General features: G+C 72.2%; 13 protein-coding genes and 1 tRNA gene. 5 read left to right on the forward strand and 9 right to left on the reverse strand.

Annotation, left to right across the window (positions count from 1 at the left end):
• The first annotated feature begins 218 nt into the window (after positions 1–218).
• Positions 219–2960, forward strand: coding sequence for a phosphoenolpyruvate carboxylase (ppc, locus tag OG440_RS21885; protein ID WP_406008487.1), 2742 nt, complete (start codon positions 219–221; stop codon positions 2958–2960).
• Between the two features lie 108 nt (positions 2961–3068).
• Here the strand turns inward: ppc and OG440_RS21890 are convergent, their stop codons facing one another.
• The 6 genes from OG440_RS21890 to OG440_RS21915 all read right to left on the reverse strand — a co-directional run bounded on the left by OG440_RS21890 (position 3069) and on the right by OG440_RS21915 (position 7869).
• Positions 3069–3647 carry a hypothetical protein gene (locus OG440_RS21890; RefSeq protein WP_406008488.1) on the reverse strand — a complete coding sequence of 193 codons (579 nt, stop codon included), beginning with the start codon at positions 3645–3647 and terminating at the stop codon, positions 3069–3071.
• Positions 3648–3689: 42 nt separating this feature from the next.
• A complete protein-coding gene (gene pth / locus OG440_RS21895; protein WP_406008489.1) occupies positions 3690–4292 on the reverse strand; it encodes an aminoacyl-tRNA hydrolase in 603 nt (200 codons plus the stop codon).
• A gap of 71 nt (positions 4293–4363) precedes the next feature.
• Positions 4364–4948 carry a 50S ribosomal protein L25/general stress protein Ctc gene (locus OG440_RS21900; protein ID WP_406008490.1) on the reverse strand — a complete coding sequence of 195 codons (585 nt, stop codon included), beginning with the start codon at positions 4946–4948 and terminating at the stop codon, positions 4364–4366.
• Between the two features lie 177 nt (positions 4949–5125).
• On the reverse strand, positions 5126–6100 hold the full coding sequence (locus tag OG440_RS21905; RefSeq protein WP_020128448.1) for a ribose-phosphate diphosphokinase: 975 nt from the start codon (positions 6098–6100) through the stop codon (positions 5126–5128).
• 133 nt (positions 6101–6233) lie between these two features.
• Entirely contained in the window at positions 6234–7682 is a 1449-nt protein-coding gene (gene glmU / locus OG440_RS21910) for a bifunctional UDP-N-acetylglucosamine diphosphorylase/glucosamine-1-phosphate N-acetyltransferase GlmU (RefSeq protein WP_406008491.1), read from the reverse strand.
• 112 nt (positions 7683–7794) lie between these two features.
• A tRNA-Gln gene (locus OG440_RS21915) sits at positions 7795–7869 on the reverse strand.
• Between the two features lie 372 nt (positions 7870–8241).
• On the opposite strand from OG440_RS21915, the gene OG440_RS21920 reads away from it, so the two are divergent.
• Positions 8242–9528 carry a sensor histidine kinase gene (locus tag OG440_RS21920; protein WP_406008492.1) on the forward strand — a complete coding sequence of 429 codons (1287 nt, stop codon included), beginning with the start codon at positions 8242–8244 and terminating at the stop codon, positions 9526–9528.
• Between the two features lie 24 nt (positions 9529–9552).
• Here the strand turns inward: OG440_RS21920 and OG440_RS21925 are convergent, their stop codons facing one another.
• Both OG440_RS21925 and OG440_RS21930 read right to left on the reverse strand, forming a co-directional pair.
• Positions 9553–10047, reverse strand: a complete 495-nt coding sequence (locus OG440_RS21925; protein ID WP_406008493.1) for an SUKH-3 domain-containing protein — start codon at positions 10045–10047, stop codon at positions 9553–9555.
• An 80-nt stretch (positions 10048–10127) separates the two neighbouring features.
• Positions 10128–10751, reverse strand: coding sequence for a YwqJ-related putative deaminase (locus OG440_RS21930; RefSeq protein ID WP_406008494.1), 624 nt, complete (start codon positions 10749–10751; stop codon positions 10128–10130).
• Positions 10752–11058: 307 nt separating this feature from the next.
• Here OG440_RS21930 and OG440_RS21935 point away from each other — a divergent pair, with 307 nt between their 5' ends.
• Entirely contained in the window at positions 11059–12084 is a 1026-nt protein-coding gene (locus OG440_RS21935; RefSeq protein ID WP_406008495.1) for an SMI1/KNR4 family protein, read from the forward strand.
• Between the two features lie 73 nt (positions 12085–12157).
• Here the strand turns inward: OG440_RS21935 and OG440_RS21940 are convergent, their stop codons facing one another.
• Positions 12158–12466, reverse strand: coding sequence for a hypothetical protein (locus OG440_RS21940; protein WP_406008496.1), 309 nt, complete (start codon positions 12464–12466; stop codon positions 12158–12160).
• Between OG440_RS21940 and OG440_RS21945 the strand changes: the two genes are divergently transcribed.
• On the forward strand, positions 12393–14966 hold the full coding sequence (locus tag OG440_RS21945) for an SUKH-4 family immunity protein (protein ID WP_406008497.1): 2574 nt from the start codon (positions 12393–12395) through the stop codon (positions 14964–14966). The genes OG440_RS21940 and OG440_RS21945 overlap by 74 nt on opposite strands.
• A 253-nt stretch (positions 14967–15219) precedes the next feature.
• The gene (locus tag OG440_RS21950) at positions 15220–16104 is read left to right on the forward strand and encodes a cellulose-binding protein (protein WP_406008498.1); all 885 of its coding nucleotides are present in this window, start codon (positions 15220–15222) and stop codon (positions 16102–16104) included.
• The last annotated feature ends 169 nt before the right edge of the window (positions 16105–16273 follow it).

Here is a 16273-nt window from a genome sequence, read left to right on the forward strand (position 1 = left end):
TCCGTAACCTACGGCATCGTAAGTATGGCAGTGCCCGGGCCGGCGGCAAGAGCCCGCCAACCTGCGCGTCCCCAGGGACACCTATCCTTGGAGACAGTCGGACAGCGCGGTCCGCTCTGTTTTCTTCCCGGATGCCCAGCCCCTAAGCGACGCCCGCCACAGGGCCGGATTCCGGGTTCCCTCCCGGACGAGCTTCAACACTGCAAGGAGCCGCACCTGTGAGCAGTGCCGACGACCTTGGCCAGGCCACCACAACGACCAGCACCGAGCTGCGCACCGACATCCGCCGACTGGGGGACCTCCTCGGCGAGACCCTCGTCCGGCAGGAGGGCCCCGAGCTCCTCGACCTCGTCGAGAAGGTCCGCCGCCTCACCCGCGAGGACGGCGAGGCCGCCGCCGAACTGCTGCGTGGCATCGAACTGGAGACCGCGGCCAAGCTGGTCCGCGCCTTCTCCACCTACTTCCACCTCGCCAACGTCACCGAACAGGTCCACCGCGGCCGCGAACTGCGCGAGCGCCGCGCCGCCGAGGGCGGCCTCCTCGCCCGCACCGCCGACCGCCTCAAGGACGTCGACCCCGAACACGTCCAGCAGACGGTCCGCAACCTCAACGTGCGCCCCGTGTTCACGGCACACCCCACCGAAGCCGCGCGCCGGTCGGTACTGAACAAGCTCCGGCGCATCGCCGCGCTCCTCGAGACCCCCGTGATCGAGGCCGACCGCCGCCGCCACGACACCCGCCTGGCCGAGAACATCGACCTCGTCTGGCAGACCGACGAGCTCCGGGTCGTCCGCCCCGAGCCCGCCGACGAGGCCCGCAACGCCGTCTACTACCTCGACGAGCTCCACGCGGGCGCCGTCGGCGACGTCCTCGAGGACCTCACCGCCGAACTGGAACGCGTCGGCGTCAAGGTCCCGGAGGACACCCGCCCGCTCACCTTCGGCACCTGGATCGGCGGCGACCGCGACGGCAATCCCAACGTCACCCCCCAGGTGACCTGGGACGTCCTCATCCTCCAGCACGAACACGGCATCAACGACGCGCTCGAGATGATCGACGAGCTCCGCGGCTTCCTCTCCAACTCCATCCGCTACACCGGCGCCACCGAGGAACTCCTGGAGTCGCTGAAGGGCGATCTCGAACAGCTGCCCGAGATCAGCCCCCGCTACAAGCGCCTCAACGCCGAGGAGCCCTACCGCCTCAAGGCCACCTGCATCCGGCAGAAGCTGGAGAACACCAAGCAGCGCCTCGCCAAGGGCATCCCCCACGAGAGCGGGCGCGACTACCTCGGCACCAGCGAACTCCTCGCGGACCTCACCCTCATCCAGACCTCCCTGCGCGAACACCGCGGCGCCCTGTTCGCCGACGGCCGGATGAACCGCACCATCCGCACCCTCGCCGCGTTCGGCCTCCAGCTCGCCACCATGGACGTGCGTGAGCACGCCGACGCCCACCACCACGCCCTCGGTCAGCTCTTCGACCGCCTCGGCGAGGAGTCCTGGCGCTACACCGACATGCCCCGCGAGTACCGCACCAAGCTCCTCGCCAAGGAACTGCGCTCGCGCCGCCCCCTCGCCCCCACCCCGGCCCCGGTCGACGCCGCCGGCGAGAAGACCCTCGGCGTCTTCCTCACCGTCAAGCGGGCCCTGGAGGTCTTCGGACCCGAGGTCATCGAGTCCTACATCATCTCCATGTGCCAGGGCGCCGACGACGTGTTCGCGGCGGCGGTCCTGGCCCGCGAGGCCGGACTGATCGACCTGCACGCCGGCTGGGCGAAGATCGGCATCGTGCCGCTCCTGGAGACCACGGACGAGCTGAAGGCCGCCGACACCATCCTCGAGGACATGCTCTCCGACCCCTCCTACCGGCGCCTGGTCGCGCTGCGCGGAGACGTCCAGGAGGTCATGCTCGGCTACTCCGACTCCTCGAAGTTCGGCGGCATCACCACCAGCCAGTGGGAGATCCACCGCGCCCAGCGCCGGCTGCGTGACGTCGCCCACCGCTACGGCGTCCGGCTGCGGCTGTTCCACGGCCGCGGCGGCACCGTCGGCCGCGGCGGCGGCCCCTCCCACGACGCCATCCTCGCCCAGCCCTGGGGCACCCTGGAGGGCGAGATCAAGGTCACCGAGCAGGGCGAGGTCATCTCCGACAAGTACCTCATCCCGTCCCTGGCCAGGGAGAACCTGGAACTGACGGTCGCCGCGACCCTTCAGGCCTCCGCCCTGCACACCGCCCCCCGCCAGTCCGACGAGGCCCTCGCCCGCTGGGACGCCGCCATGGACGTCGTCTCCGACGCCGCCCACCAGGCCTACCGCGCCCTCGTCGAGGACCCGGACCTGCCGACGTACTTCCTCGCGTCGACGCCGGTGGACCAGCTGGCCGACCTGCACCTGGGCTCCCGGCCCTCCCGCCGTCCCGGCTCCGGCGTCTCGCTCGACGGCCTGCGCGCCATCCCGTGGGTGTTCGGCTGGACGCAGTCCCGCCAGATCGTCCCCGGCTGGTTCGGCGTCGGCTCCGGCCTCAAGGCCCTGCGCGACGCCGGTCTGGACAGCGTCCTGGACGAGATGCGCGACCAGTGGCACTTCTTCCGGAACTTCATCTCCAACGTCGAGATGACCCTCGCGAAGACCGACCTGCGCATCGCCCAGCACTACGTCGACACCCTCGTCCCCGACGACCTCAAGCACGTCTTCGACCGCATCAAGGCCGAACACGCCCTGACCGTCGCCGAGGTACTGAAGATCACCGGCGAAGCGGAACTGCTCGCCGCCACCCCCGTGCTCAAGCAGACCTTCACCATCCGCGACGCCTACCTCGACCCCATCTCCTACCTCCAGGTCACCCTGCTCAAGCGCCAGCGTGACGCCGCGGCCGCGGGAGCCGAGCCCGACCCGCTCCTCGCCCGCGCCCTGCTCCTCACCGTCAACGGCGTCGCCGCGGGCCTGCGCAACACCGGCTGACCCGCACACCCCGCACGCAAAGGCGCCCCGGTCCGTCCGGACCGGGGCGCCTCCGCGTACCCGTACACCACAGCGCACCGCGCTCACCCCACGCGTTCACCCGCACGCTCACACCGCGAGGAACGCCGCCGTCAGCAGGGCGACGCCCGAACCCGCGAACACCCAACCCACCCGCACCCGCCCCAGACCACCCGCGACCACGATCGACGCCAGCAGCAGCGCGCCACCCAACGGCACCCACGCGTACAGGATCCCGGCCGGACCGGACCGCACCACCTCGTCGCTGCCCGGCTTGATCACCACGGTGTAGACCCCGCCCTTGCGCACCGCCACCGACTTCTCGATCTCCACGCGCGCGCGTGCCGTCGACCCGGCGGACAGCGGCGTGTACGGCCCCGCGCACGTGTCCTCACCGCACCGCGTCACCTCGACCGTGCCCTGTTCCCGGCCCTTCGTCAGCATCGCGTGCTGCGCGGACCCCCAGGAACCCCACACCCCCGCGACCAGGATCAGCACGGTGAGCGCACCCATCGCCACGAGCCGTCCGCACCGCAACGCGGTCTGCGAGGCCGAGCCCTTGGCCGACGTCCTGGCCGGATCCCGTGAGGAGCTCTTGGCCGAGCTCTTGCGGGAGTGGCCCCGGCGGCGGTGGGACGAGGCTGCTGTGGCAGGCATGGCCGGGATCATTGGCCATGCCTGAACGGCCCGTCAACCTGGCCGGGCGACAAGTCAGGAGTTGTACGTGCTTTGCGCCCGTTCCAGCCCCTCCAGCACCAGGGCCTCCGCCGCGTCCGCCGCACGGTCGACGAAGTAGTCCAGTTCCTTGCGCTCGGCCGAGGAGAAGTCCTTCAGCACGAAGTCCGCCACCTGCATCCGCCCCGGCGGCCGCCCGATGCCGAACCGCACCCGGTGGTAGTCCGGGCCCGTCACCTTCGTCATCGACTTCAGACCGTTGTGCCCGTTGTCCCCGCCGCCGAGCTTCAGCCGCAGCACGCCGTAGTCGATGTCCAGCTCGTCATGGACCGCGACGATGTTCGCCACCGGCACCTTGTAGAAGTCCCGCAGCGCGTTCACCGGCCCACCCGACACGTTCATGAACGACATCGGCTTCGCCAGCACCACCCGCCGGCTCCCCGTCCCCGGCGGACCCAGCCGCCCCTCGACGACCTGGGCCTGCGCCTTGCCCGCACGCTTGAACCTCCCCCCGATCCGCTCGGCCAGCAGATCCGCCACCATGAAACCGACGTTGTGCCGGTTCATGGCGTACTCCGGACCGGGATTGCCGAGACCCACGATCAGCCAGGGGGCGTTGGCGTCGGTCGTCACGTCCATGTCTCCTTGATACGCGCAGGCCGCCGCCCCCCGGAGGGAGCGGCGGCCGACGGGATGAGGTACCGGGAAAATCAGGCCTCGGTGGTCTCGGCCTCGGCGTCCGCCGGGGCCTCCTCCGCCTGGGCGGACAGGACCTGGAGGACGACCGCGTCCTCGTCGGTCGCCAGCGTGGTGCCCTTGGGCAGCGGGATGTCCTTGGCGAGGATGGCCGCGCCGGCCTCGAGGCCCGCGATGGAGACGGTGACCGACTCGGGGATGTGGGTGGCCTCGGCCTCGACGTTCAGCGTGCTCAGCACGTGCTCGAGCAGGAAGGCACCCGGGGCGAGCTCACCCTCGGTGTGGACGTAGACCTCGACGTTGACCTTCTCGCCGCGCTTCACGAGGAGCAGGTCGACGTGGTCCAGGAAGCCCTTGATCGCGTCGCGCTGCACGGCCTTCGGGATCGCCAGCTGGGTCTTGCCGTCGATCTCCAGGCTGAGCAGGACGTTCGGGGTACGCAGGGCGAGCTGGAGCTCGTGGCCCGGCAGCGTGATGTGGACGGGCTCGGCGCCGTGGCCGTAGACCACGGCGGGAACCTTGCTGTCACGGCGGATGCGGCGGGCGGCGCCCTTGCCGAACTCGGTGCGGGTCTCGGCTGCGAGCTTGACCTCGGCCATGTTCACTCCTCGTAGAACGGGGGAAAGGTGGTCACCCGGCCAAACCATCGGCCTGCTACGAAGAGCGCGTCGATAACGGACCGCCGTACACACACGTGTACGGCCTCCCTCGCCGAGCAACTGTGGCAGTTTACGCAGCGGGAAGGCCGTACAGGAAATCGATCTAGACGAGGACCGTCACTGCTCGTCGAAGAGGCTCGTCACCGAACCGTCCTCGAACACCTCGCGCACCGCGTTCGCGATCGTCGGCGCGATCGACAGCACGGTGATCTTGTCCACCTCGAGCTCGCCCGGGGTCGGCAGCGTGTTGGTGAAGATGAACTCGCTGACCTTCGAGTTCTTCAGGCGGTCGGCCGCCGGACCCGACAGCACACCGTGCGTCGCCGTCACGATGACGTCCTCCGCGCCGTGCGCGAACAACGCGTCCGCGGCCGCGCAGATCGTGCCACCCGTGTCGATCATGTCGTCGACGAGCACACAGACCCGGCCCTTGACCTCACCCACGACCTCGTGGACGGTCACCTGGTTCGCCACGTCCTTGTCGCGCCGCTTGTGCACGATCGCCAGCGGCGCGCCCAGCCGGTCGCACCAGCGGTCCGCCACGCGTACCCGGCCCGCGTCCGGCGACACGACGGTCAGCTTGTCGCGGTCCACCTTGCTGCCCACGTAGTCGGCGAGCAGCGGCAGGGCGAACAGGTGGTCCACCGGGCCGTCGAAGAAGCCCTGGATCTGGTCCGTGTGGAGGTCCACCGTCAGGATCCGGTGCGCGCCCGCCGTCTTCATCATGTCCGCGATCAGGCGGGCCGAGATCGGCTCACGTCCGCGGTGCTTCTTGTCCTGACGGGCATAGCCGTAGAACGGCACGATCACGGTGATCGAGCGGGCCGACGCGCGCTTCAGCGCGTCGATCATGATCAGCTGCTCCATGATCCACTTGTTGATCGGAGCCGTGTGGCTCTGGATCAGGAAGCAGTCCGCACCTCGCGCCGACTCCTGGTAGCGGACGTAGATCTCGCCGTTGGCGAAATCGAAGGCCTTCGTCGGGACGACCCCGACACCCAGCTGGTGGGCGACCTCCTCGGCAAGCTCGGGGTGGGCGCGGCCGGAGAAGAACATCATCTTCTTCTCGCCGGTCGTCTTGATCCCGGTCACAGCACTGTCTCCTCAGAGGTGTCTCAGCTGGATGTCGAGAGACCTCGCCGCTGGGCGCGACGGGACCGTCTCAGCTGGTGGGTGCGGGTGTGCACTTATCACGGTACGCCGTGTCCGACGTGCCTGTTTCCGGTCAGCTTTCGCTTTCCGCCTGGCGGGAGGCCGTCTCGGCCGCCTTCGCCGCCGCGCTGCCCGGACGCTTGCGGGCCACCCAACCCTCGATATTCCGCTGCTGGCCTCGGGCCACGGCCAGCGAACCGGGCGGCACGTCCTTCGTGATCACGGACCCGGCGGCGGTGTACGCGCCGTCCCCGACCGTGACAGGTGCCACAAACATGTTGTCCGAACCCGTACGGCAGTGCGACCCGACGGTGGTGTGATGCTTGTCCTGTCCGTCGTAGTTCACGAACACGCTCGCCGCGCCGATGTTGCTGTACTCGCCGATCGTCGCGTCGCCGACGTAGGAGAGGTGCGGGACCTTCGTCCCCTCGCCGATGGACGCGTTCTTCGTCTCGACGTACGTGCCGATCTTGCCCTTCGCCCCGAGACGGGTGCCGGGACGGAGGTAGGCGAACGGCCCGACGGTCGCGGCCGGGCCGATCCGGGCACCGTCGGAGACGGTGTGGTCGACCCGGGCGCCCGCGCCGACCTCGGTGTCCTTCAGCCGGCTGTGGGGACCGACCTCGGCGCCCTCGCCGAGGTGCGTGCTGCCGTGCAGCTGCGTACCGGGGTGCACGACGGCGTCCTGCTCGAACGTGACGGTGACGTCGATCCAGGTCGTCGCCGGGTCGATCACGGTCACGCCGGACAGCATCGCGGCGGTCAGCAGCCGGTCGTTGAGGATGCGGCGGGCCTCGCTGAGCTGCACGCGGTTGTTGATGCCGGCGATCTCCCGGTGATCGGCGGCGACGGACGCGCCGACCCGGTGACCGGCCTCCCGCAGGATCCCGAGGACGTCGGTGAGGTACTCCTCGCCCTGGCTGTTGTCCGTGCGGACCTTCTTCAGCGCGTCCGCGAGCAGCTGCCCGTCGAAGGCGAACACCCCGGAGTTGATCTCGCGGATCGCGCGCACCGCGTCGTTGGCGTCCTTGTGCTCGACGATCGCGGTGACGGTGCCGGAGGCGCCGTCCCGGACGATCCGCCCGTAACCGGTCGCGTCCGGCACCTCGGCGGTGAGGACGGTGACGGCGTTCCCGTCCGCGTGGTGGGTGGCGGCGAGCTCCGCGAGGGTCGCGCCGGTGAGCAGCGGGGTGTCGCCGCAGACGACGACCACCGTGCCGTCGACACCGCCGCCGAGCTGCTCGAGCCCCATCCGGACGGCGTGCCCGGTGCCGTTCTGCTCTTCCTGTACGGCGGTGCGCACGCCGGCGTCGACCTCGGCGAGGTGCGCCGTGACCTTCTCGCGTGCGTGCCCGACCACGACGACCAGGTTCTCGGGGTCCAACTCACGGGCCGCGGCCAGCACATGACCCACGAGGGAGCGGCCGCTGATCTCGTGCAGGACCTTCGGTATGGCGGACTTCATACGGGTGCCCTCACCCGCTGCGAGAACGACGACGGCTGCCGGGCGAATGGCGCTCACGGAAGTTGCCCTTCGGCTGTGGAGTGGGGTGGGACATCCGAAGGATACCGGGGCGTTTCCCGGGGGACATGAGAGCGGGCCCTGACAGTGCTGTCAGGACCCGCGTCGTGTATGGCTCCCCCGCCAGGACTCGAACCCGGACATATGGCACCAAAAGCCACAGTGCTGCCAATTACACCACAGGGGATCAATCTCGACTGAACCGGACATTTAGTCGGGCTGCCGAGTGGCGCCTCCTACTATGCCGTACCACCCGCCTTCGATGCGACGGTGTAGGGCGGCGCTCCGCGGTGCGGCCCGTCCGAAGGCAACCGTGGTGCCCCTGGCCGCCATTGGCTCCGCTCTCTCCCGGCGTACCGCGAAGGCCGTGCGACGGCCGGACGCGTGGGGCACAGGCGACGGCGGCGCATCGGAATGGCCGGTTCCGTCCTCGAACGGGCGTGGCTCGGCAGTTCGAGGGATATCGGTCGGTTTCGAGGCTGTTCGGTTACCGGATGTGGTGTGGACCTGTCGGGAAAGTCGCCGGAAAAGGCGGAGGTCCCGCCCGTAGGCTGGAGGCATGACCACGACGGGGGAAGAGGACACGGCGGCCCTGGGAGGGCCGTGGTGGTGGACCAGATGGCGGAGCGCGGCGTTCGACTGGAGCCTGGGGCTCGTGTCCGCCGTGGAGTGCGCGGTGGAGGGGATCCCGTTCGCGCGGGATGCCGGGATCCCGTCGGCGGCGGGGGTGGTGTTCGGACTGCTCGCCGGGTCGGTCCTGGTGGTGCGGCGGAAGTGGCCCATCGCGGTGGTGCTGGTGTCGATCGCGATCACGCCCGCCCAGATGGGTTATCTGATGGGCATCGTGGGGCTGTACACGCTCGCCGCCTCCGAGCTGCCCCGGCGGATCATCGCCTCGCTCGCGGGGATGCAGCTGGTGGGGACGCTGATCGTGACGTTCGTGCGGGTGCGGCAGAGCATGGACCAGGGGCGGCTGACCATCGGCGACTGGTTCATCCCGTTCGCCGCGATCACGACCTCGCTCGGGCTCACCGCCCCGCCGCTGCTGCTCGGCATGTACGTCGGTGCCCGGCGGCGGCTCATGGAGAGCCTGCGGGAGCGGGCGGACAGCCTCGAACGGGAGTTGCAGTTGCTCGCGGAGCGGGCGGAGGAGCGGGCGGAGTGGGCGCGCGGTGAGGAGCGGACCCGGATCGCGCGGGAGATGCACGACGTGGTCGCGCACCGGGTGAGCCTGATGGTCGTCCATGCCGCGGCGTTGCAGGCCATCGCGCGCAAGGATCCGGAGAAGGCGGTGCGCAACGCGGCGCTGGTGGGTGACATGGGGCGGCAGGCGTTGACCGAGTTGCGGGAGATGCTCGGGGTGCTGCGCAGCGGTGGCCCGGCGGAGCGGGCGGCGTCGGTTCCGGTGGTGGCGGTGGGGGTGACCGCCGCGGTGGTGCTGGAGGAGGGCGAGGGGCCGTGCCTGTCGGAGCTCGACGAGCTGGTGGGTCAGTCGGCGGCCGCGGGGATGGTGGTCGAGTTGCTGGTGGAGGGGGAGGTGCGGGCGTATGCGGCGGAGGTGGAGCAGACGGCGTACCGGGTGGTGCAGGAGGCGCTGACGAACGTCCACAAGCACGCGGCGGGTGCCAAGACGCATGTGCGGTTGGCGCATCGCGAGGGGGAGATCGCGATGCAGGTCGAGAACGGCCCGCCGCCCGAGGTGTCGGCGTTGTCGGCCGGGTTCCCTTCGGGAGGCAACGGGTTGGTGGGGATGAAGGAGCGGGTGGTGGCGCTGGGTGGGGTGTTCGTGTCGGGGGCGACGGAGGCGGGGGGTTTCCGGGTGTCCGCGGTGATCCCGGCGTCGTAGTTCCCGGGGGCGGGTTCCGGCCGGTCAGCCGGCTGTGAGGCGGAGGGGTTCGACGCCGGAGGCGAGGGTGCCGAGGGCCTGGTCGATATCGGGGCCGAGGTACCAGTCGCCGGTGTGGTCGAGGGCGTAGACGCGGCCTTCGGCGTCGATGGCGAGGATGCCCTGGGTGTCGGTCTCGGTGCCGAGGGGGGCGACGTCGGTGTCGAGGGCGCGGCCCAGGTCGACGAGGGTGCGGGCGAGGTGGAGGCCGTGCAGGGGGTCGAGATGGACGGTGGTGGGTGCGACCTGGCGGCCGGGGCCGGTGGGGGCGATGGTCAGGCCGCCGAATTCGGCCCAGGCCTCGACGGCGGCGGGGAAGACGGCATGCCGGTGGCCGCCGGGTGAGGTGTGTTCGCGGAGGGTGTCGGCCCAGATCTCGGCCTGCTTGATGTCCCAGCGTCCGGGTTGCCAGCCGGCCGCGCGCAGGGCGGCGTCGACGGGGACGGGGAAGCGTGTGGTGGAGGTGCGGTCGGGGTGCATCGGCCCTTCGTTCGTCGAGCTGGTGGTGCCTGGCCCGGTGGGGCCGTCGTGTCGTCCCGTACGGGGTGGTGGGGGGCGGCTCAGTCGTCCGGGGTCGACGGGTCGACGATGCGGACGCCGAAGTGGGCGCTGAGCGCGGTGCAGGCGCGGCAGGGGGTGGCGAAGCTGCCGTGCAGGGGGTCGCCGTCCTCGCGGATGCGGCGGGTGGTGAGTTTGGCTTGCTTGAGGGTCTTGCGGGCTTCGCCGTTGGTCATGGGCCGGCGGGCCGCGCGTCTGCTGCGGGCGGCGTCGGCGGCGGTGAGATGGCGCGAGATGAGGAGGGCCTCGGCGCAGCGTCCGGTGAAGCGGTCGCGTTGGGCGCTGGTGAGGGTGTCGAGGAAGTCCTGGACGAGGGGGTGCAGGGGCGGCGGCTGGTCGGCGCGGGCGGCGGTGCTGGTGAGGGTGGCGCCGCGCACGGAGAGGGCGGCGGCGACGGTGGGGAGTATGCCGTCCCGGCGGTGGCGGAGGACGGGTGTGTGCGGCGTCTCGGTCGCGGACCAGCCGATGCGGGGATCGCCGGACGGGCCGGTGTGCGGACCGGCGTGCGGGGCGGTGAGCGCACCGGGGTGCGGGCCGCCGGTCCGGCCGGTGTCGTGGGTGGCCGTGTCGGCGGTGAACGGGTCGCCCGACCTGCCGGTGTGTGACCCCGTCTGCGTCGCGTTCATGATCGTTTTCCCCTCCCGTGCATCCCCCCGGACGTCACAGAGTGCCAAATGGCGTGGCCGGTGCGGAAGCTGGGGCGGTTCGACACGCCCGGGTTCGGGCTGGCTGTCACGACGGGGTGACGGCTGGTCACGGAAGCGGAGGGCCGGTGACCGCTGTCGTCGTACCGCATAGGCTGTCGGGACCGTCGGCGCGCGGTTGACGCGCGTTGGAGATTGTTGGAGACAGTCGATACGGGGCGTGGTGGGTGGATCCGGAAGCGGAACCGGCCGCTGCGGGCCGTACAGAGTGCCGCAGGGGGCAACCGCCATGACGACAGGTCGGCTCGGGCTCGGGGCACCTCCCAGCCGCCAGGCTGGGGGGCACGCCGCGCCGCCGAACGCCGCCTATGCCGGGCAGGTCGTGCATTTCCCGGATCCGGTCCGGGCGGCACGGCACCCGAGGGGCGTTCGCATGGACGAGCGTGGTTACCCCGACTTCTCGCCGTACGCGCGGGCGGCGGCGGAGATCGCCGATCCGCCGGAAGGCTTCGGCGTGGACGAGCTGCGGCTGACGGACTACGTGTCGGCCAACGCGGTGCTGGCGGCGTCGGGACACGAACTGTGGGACACGGTGCCGAGCGTGGCGACGCCGCACGGCTGGACGTGGCACCACGTGGTCGGTTCGCGGCGGCTGGAGCTGGTTCCGGTCGAGGTGAAGGCGCTGCTGCGGCATCACGGCGGGGTGTCGTCGGCGGTGGTGGACCAGGCGAAGCGGGGCACGCGGCCGTTGCAGGAGACGCGTCCGGCGCACTTCGGGCTGCCGAAGTCGGGTGTGGCGGTGACGGAACAGCAGGTCCAGGGGGTCGAGGAGGACCTGGGGTACCGGCTGCCGGGGGCGTACCGGTCGTTCGTCAAGGCGGCGGGCGGCTGCGCGCCGGTGGGCGCGGCCCTGGACGCGGAGCTGGGGCTCCTGGTGGACCAGCCGTTCTTCACGGTGCGCGACGAGGCCGCGGTGAACGACCTGGTGTACGTGAACAAGTGTCTGCGAGACCACCTGACGAAGGACTATCTCGGCGTCGGGTTCGTGCAGGGCGGGCTGCTCGCCGTGAAGGTGCGGGGCGAGCGGGCCGGTTCCGTGTGGTTCTGCGCGTACGACGACGTCCGGGACGTCGATCCCGCGTGGTCGCCGGCGGAGCGCATGGAACGGCTGTTGCTGCCGTGCGGTGAGGACTTCGACGTCTTCCTGTCGAGGCTGGCCGGTAATCCGCCGGAGTTGGAGACGGTGGCCAATCTGATGGTGGACGGCGGGTTCGCGCGTGCGGTGCCGGCGGCCGCGTCTTCGGCGGGGGAGTGAGCTGGACGATGGTGACGTTCGCGCAGGCGCAGGAGCGCGCCGAAGAGTGGATCAACGGGGACGTGCCCGCGTATCAGCACCGTGAGGTGCGGGTGCGGGAGTTCGAGCTCGGGTTCGTCGTGTGGGCCGAGGACCGCGCGGAGGGGCCGCGTTCGGACGGCGGCGCGCAGCGGCTGGTGATCGCCCGGGACAGCGGGGAGGCCACGTTGTGGCCCGCGGTGCCGGTGGGCGAGGTCATCCGCCGGTACGAGGAGGAGTACGGCCGTAAGGACGCGCCCGCCGACGCGGTGCCGGCGCCCCCGGCGCGGGTGGATCTGAACCAGACGTCGTTCTTGCTGTCGCCCCCGGAGTGGTTGCAGGAGGCGGCGGACAGGCTGGGCATCGCGGATCGACGCGAGGCCGGTGCCGGGGCCGCTTCCGGGGCTGGTGTTGGTGCTGGTGCCGGGGCTGGTTCGGGGAACGGCGACGAGGCCGCGTCGGCGTCGGGGTCCGCCTCGCCCGCGGGCGCGGGTGCGACGCCCGGCGGCGGTGATCCCTCGCTTCCGCGGACCCAGGGCGGGGTGCCGGGGGGCGGGTTGCCCGAGACACAGGCGGGAGTGCCCACGGGGTCGGGTTCCGGCGCGCCGTCGGCGCCCGCCGCTCCCGTAGGGGCGACGCCGTGGGCGGGGACGGACACCAACGGCGATGCCGGTGACGACCGTTCCGTGCCGCTGCCCGCGACCGTGTTCGCGCCGCCGTTGAGCGGTTCCGACGACGAGGCGGCGCCGCCCACGTCCGCGCCGGACGCCAAGACGGCCCTGATGTCGGGCGGCAGCCGACTCCCCCGGACGGCGGTCGCGCCCGCGCTGGACGCTTCGGGACCGGGTGGCGTGGGGCCGGGCGGCACGGGCGCCCCCGGGAACGCACCGGGCTCTCCGTCCACGCCGGTCCCGCCGGCTGCTCCCACCCCGCCGTCCGGTCCGGCCGGTGCCTCGTACGGGTATCCGCAGGGGCCGGGCGCGGGTGCGCCGGGTGCTGCGGGTGTGCCGGGTGGTGCGGGGGCTCCGTCCCCGTCGTCGTCCCAGGCGCCGTCGTCGTCTTCGGCGGCGGGCCCGGGTACGCCGCCTCCGGCCGGTCCGGGTACGCCCGCGCGGCCGCTCGCGCCGAACGCCGGTGACATCGCGGACGCCGCGACCAGCAAGGCGGCGCCGCCGCCGCGTCGCCACCGTGGTGGAGGGGCGCAGCCGCCGCCTCCGCCGGGTGCGCCGGGAGCACCGGGTGCGCGACCGGCGAACACGCCTCCGCCTCCGCCTTCCGGCCCGGGTGCCCCCGGGGCCCCGGCGGGCGGCTATGTGCCCACGCAGCTCGTGTCGGCCCTGGGCCCCGACGGGTCCGCGGGTCCGGTCGGCCCGGGTGCGGGTCCGGGGAATGCGCCCCAGCCTCCGGGTGCGCCGGGTGCGCCGGCTGGGCCGAACCCGCCCGGGGGCACGCCTCCCGGTGGCGTTCACCATGCCGCGACGATGCTTGCCGACCCCGGCCGGATGGGACCGGGCGCGCCGCAGCCGCCCGGTGCCCCGGGCGGACCCCACGGGCCTGGTGCTCCTGGTGCCCCGGGTGCTCCGGGTGCTCCGGGTATGCCCGGCGCGCAGGCCGTTCCGGGTGCTCCCCCCGGCTTCCCTGGCGCCCCCGCAACGCCGGGTGCTCCCGGTGCCGTTCACCACGCGCAGACCATGCTGGCCGGGCCTCAGGCGGGTGGCGTCGGCGCGCCTCCGCCGCCGCAGGCTCCGGGTGGCCCCGGGTTCCCGGGTGCTCCGGGCACGGCTCCGGCCGGTCCCGGTATGGCTCCCGGCGCCCCTCAGCCCCCGATGCCGCCGGGCGGACCGGTTCCGGGGCAGCCGCCCGCGTACGGGTATCCGCAGCAGCAGGGCCTGCCGACGGTGGGCCCCGGATATCAGGCCGTGCTGCGCTTCCGCGCGCAGGACGGCTCGGAGCAGCAGCTGATCCGGCGTTCGGCGCCGGGGACCCCGCACCCGGAGTGGCAGATCTTCCACGAGCTGCGGGCGATGAACGTGCCGCCGGACCAGGTGCTGGAGCTGCACACGGAGCTGGAGTCGTGCGAGCTGCCGGGCGCGTACTGCGCGCGGATGATGCGGGAGCAGTGGCCGCAGGCGCGGATCACGAGCATCGCGCCGTACGGCACGGATCACGCGAGCCGACAGCAGGGAATGCAGCAGCTGCTGGCGCACCAGGGCGAGTTGCACCAGGTGGCGGACGGGCCGGCGCGCCCGGCTCCCGTTCGTGCGCCGTTGCCGCCGGTACAGGCCGCGCCGCCGCTTCCGCCGGAGGCGATCGGGCAGGAGCTGGCGGCGGTCTTCGGGCCGGCGGTGTTCCGCTTCGAGCAGGCCGCGGTGTCCCGGCAGGGTGTGCCGCCTGTCGTGGCGCACACCCTGGTGGTGGCGGGACTGCCGGCGGACATGGGGCCGTTCTTCTGGGCGCAGGCCCAGCCGGGCCGGCCGGTGCCGACGCTGGCGGAGATGGCGGCCGAACGGGGTGTGCAGCCGGCGCCGGACGCGGGCTCGTACCTCGTCATGGGCAGCGACTTCGGCAAGGCGATCTGCGTGCAGTACGGCACGGCGAACATCGTGGCCGTACCGGTGGAGGCGGGTCCGGGCGGTGCGTCCGTACCGCCGCAGTTCGTGAACACCGGCCTGCCGGAGTTCGCGCGCTGCCTGGCGCTGCTCGGGCGGATGTGGCGGCTGCGGTTCGGCCTGAACCAGGAGCAGGCGGGTCGCTGGACCGTCGACTTCCAGGCCCAGTTGGCCTCGCTGGACCCGGCGGCGCTCGGTTCGCCCGAGAGCTGGTGGTCGGTGCTGCTGGAGCAGATGTGGGACGGACTGCTGTGACGGGCGGTCGCCGCACCTCGTAGCGACGCGCGGGACTCTCGTACGACCACGACCACGACCACGACCACGAGTACGACTACGCGCAGGACGGGAAGGGGCCGGGCCCGATCGGATGATCGGGCCCGGCCCCTTTGTGTTCGGGGTTGGCCGTGACATGTGCGCGGAGTGTCGCGTTATGAACACTTACGCCTGATCCATCAAGATATGCGCGAAATCATCATGTCGTGTCCGTCGGGTGGCGAGGGGTTCCAGGATGAGCAGCGCATCGGTGTCACCTCCGGGGTTCGTGACCGTTCGCGGCCGCGGTTACCGGCCGGAACAGGTCGAGGCGTACACCGCCGCCCTCTGTGCCGACCGGGACGCCGCGTGGGAACGGGCCGCCCGGCTCACGGTGCTCGCCCGGGAGATGCAGGCGGAGGCCGAGCAGCTGCGCGAGGTGGTGACCCGGCTCGCGCCGCAGACGTACGAGTCCCTCGGGGAGCGCGCACGGCGCATTCTCCAGCTCGGGCTGGAAGAGGCGGCGACGGTCCGCGACAACGCGCGGAGCGAAGCGCGCGAGCACGTCGCGCACGTCGAGACATGCGCCCTCGATGTGCGCCGCGCGGCGCAGGAGGAGGCGGACGCGCTGCGCGCGGAGGCCGAGGAACGCGCCCGCCAGCGGTTGCTCGCGGCCCGCGCCGAGGCCGACGAGCTGCGCATCGGCACCCGTCGCGAGGTCAAGGAGTACCGGGGCGAGGCGCTGGCCGCCCTGCGCGAGGTGCGGCAGCGCACCGCCGGCATGCTCGCCGAGCAGGAGAAGGAACTCGCCGAGCGGTGGGCCGCGGCGGAGCGCGAGGCGACCGAGCGGGCAGCGGCCCTCGACGCGCGGCACGCCCGGGCGGTGGCCCGCGCCGAGGCGGCGCTGTCCGAGGCCGAGCAGGCGTTCGCGCAGGCCGAGGAGTCTGCCCGCCTGCGTCAGGAGGAGGCACACGCGCGTGCCGCCGAGCTTCTCGCCGAGGCGCGCGCCCGGGAGGAGCGTGTCGTCCGCGAGACGGAGCGCGTGCTGCGGGAGCACGGCGAACGCCGGGACGACGTACAGGCGCACATGGATCACGTCCGCAACAGCCTGAGCGCACTCACCGGCCGCGCGGTCGACTAGCACCGGACGGGACCGGACCGGACCGGAGGGGACGACGGGCGACGGGCGACGGGCGGCGGGACGGCGGGACGGCGGGACTCCGGGGTTAGGAAACGCCGGGACGCCGGGACGCCGGGACGCCGGGACGCCGGGACGCCGGGAGTCCGGGAGTCCGGGACGCCGGGAGTCC

This window comes from Streptomyces sp. NBC_00637, assembly GCF_045161545.1.
Classification (GTDB): domain Bacteria; phylum Actinomycetota; class Actinomycetes; order Streptomycetales; family Streptomycetaceae; genus Streptomyces.